Below are 2290 nucleotides of genomic sequence, written 5' to 3' on the forward strand. Positions count from 1 at the left end.
TGAACTAACACAGCTTTTAATCAAAGAAGCAGGTGACACACCAGTGGCTCAAAGAACTGTGGCAGTTTACAAAAAATTATCAATGGGCAAACTTCAAGATGCAATTCAAGAAATATTGAAAAAATGGAATGAAGATGGAGGTCAAAACTGGGAAGCAGTGAATGCAGGATTACCAAACTTCCAATCATTGGCTTTAGAATGGCAGGACAACCAGTTAGACGGCCTCTATCTGGGTATGAATTATGGTGTTTATTACATTGATAACACCTTTGAAGAGTGGCAGGTGTTCAGTAATAATTTACCCAATGTAATTGTCAATGAATTGGAAATTAACTATTCTGAAAATAAAATATATGCTGCCACCTATGGCAGAGGCCTTTGGGTGTCGCCTGTTTATGACGGAGTTTTAAATTCAAACGAAATAGAAATTTTTAACTCTTTAAAAGCTTATCCTGTTCCAGCTAATGATTTCTTGAAAGTTGAGTGGAATGAAAATTATCTGTCAGAAATAAGAATTTTTGACAGTACTGGCAAATTGATTTTTTTTGAAAATGAAATCAATTTAACTAATACATTACAAATAAATGTCTCAGATTTTTCCACCGGTATTTATTTTTTAAGAGTTAATAATGAAAAGGGTATTTTTACAAAAAAAATAAGCATCAACTAGTTCAGTTCTCAATGGATTTTTCTTCAAAACTATTAGAAAATGCAGTCAATGAAATTTCTCAACTTCCAGGTATTGGTAAGAGAACTGCTTTAAGACTTGCTTTGCATTTGCTCAAACAACCAGAAGAAAATACACACGCTCTTACAGAGGCATTAAACAAACTTCGCAATAAAATTAATTTTTGTAAAAAGTGTCATAATATTTCAGATTCTGTATTGTGTGAAATTTGCCAAAATCCAAACCGAAATCAAGAAATTGTTTGTGTCGTTGAAGATGTGAGAGACGTTATGGCTATTGAAAATACCAGTCAGTTTAGAGGTGTTTATCACGTTTTGGGCGGAAAGATTTCTCCCATGGATGGTATAGGACCACACGACCTTACAATACTTGCTCTGGTTGAAAAAGTCAAAGCCGGAATTATTAAGGAATTAATTTTTGCCCTAAGCTCCACAATGGAGGGCGATACCACAAATTTTTATATCTTTAAGCAAATAGAACCTTACAAAATCACTACCACAACTATTGCAAGAGGAATAGCCGTTGGTGATGAGCTTGAGTTTGCCGATGAAGTCACCCTTGGAAGAAGTATTGTCAACAGAATACCTTTTGAAAACTCTTTAAAAGTTTAAAACAAAACAAAACTCCTGAATGCAATTATCTGTTATCATTCTCAATTACAATGTTTCTTACTTTTTAAGACAATGTGTGCTCACAGTTCAGGAAGCTTTGGTGGGAATTGAATCAGAAATTATTATTGTTGATAACAACTCATCAGATGATAGTTGTGAAATGATTAGAAAATATTTTCCAGACACAACACTCATTGAAAATAAGGATAATGTAGGCTTTAGTAAAGCAAACAATCAAGGGGTAGCAGTAGCAAAAGGCACCTATGTTTGTATTTTAAATCCAGATACGGCTGTTCCTAAAAATGTATTTAAAAAAATACTTGAATTTGCAGAAACTAAATCTGATATGGGTGCGCTGGGGGTTCGTTTGATTGATGGAACAGGAAATTTTTTGCCCGAGAGCAAAAGGAATGTGCCCAAGCCTAAAGTTGTTTTCAATAAAATCACCGGGATAAAATCAGCAAAAAATAGTTATTACGCTTCACAAATTAATGAAACTGATACCGGTGAAGTTTCAGTATTAGTAGGAGCATTTATGCTGTTAAAAAAGGAGGTTTATAAACAAGTTGGGGGTTTTGATGAAGATTATTTTATGTATGGAGAAGACATTGATCTCTCTTATAAACTGATTAAAGCCGGGTATAAAAATTATTATTTTGGTCAAGAAACTGTTTTACACTACAAAGGAGAAAGTACCACAAAAGATAAAACCTATTTAAAGCGATTTTATGGCGCTATGCATATTTTTTATAAAAAACATTTTCAATCAAATAGTTTTTTTAAATCAATGGTTTTTTTAGGTGTTACTATAGCTCAGTTTATAAATTTATTCCGGAGTTCATCATCTACTACCCCTTCAAACAATTCTGAAAACTACTTTCTTCTCAGTGATAACATTGGGTTTCTTAAAAAGTTAAGTAAAGCATCAGAATTAGAGCTGAAATCATTGTCTAAAAGTGCTGTTACAGACGAAAAAATATTTAATTCTTAC

At 32.9% G+C, this 2290-nt stretch carries 3 protein-coding genes; all 3 read left to right on the top strand.

Translation table 11 applies throughout. The features are described from left to right. Nucleotides 1-670: T9SS type A sorting domain-containing protein (locus tag AACY61_RS12650; protein ID WP_339611939.1), on the top strand; the 670-nt coding region annotated here is incomplete at its 5' end. An 11-nt stretch (nucleotides 671-681) separates the two neighbouring features. After that, nucleotides 682-1299 (top strand): recombination mediator RecR, encoded by a 618-nt coding sequence (gene recR / locus AACY61_RS12655; protein ID WP_339611940.1) that lies wholly within the window; start codon nucleotides 682-684, stop codon nucleotides 1297-1299. A gap of 19 nt (nucleotides 1300-1318) precedes the next feature. Further along, a partial coding sequence (locus tag AACY61_RS12660; protein ID WP_339611941.1) for a glycosyltransferase family 2 protein occupies nucleotides 1319-2290 on the top strand: 972 nt, incomplete at its 3' end.

The sequence above is a fragment of the uncultured Planktosalinus sp. genome (genome assembly GCF_963973675.1).
Lineage (GTDB): Bacteria > Bacteroidota > Bacteroidia > Flavobacteriales > Flavobacteriaceae > Planktosalinus.

Excerpts from the sequence above, each read along its gene's own strand:
- recR (WP_339611940.1), top strand. The coding sequence starts at position 682 with ATGGATTTTTCTTCAAAACTATTAGAAAATGCAGTCAATGAAATTTCT.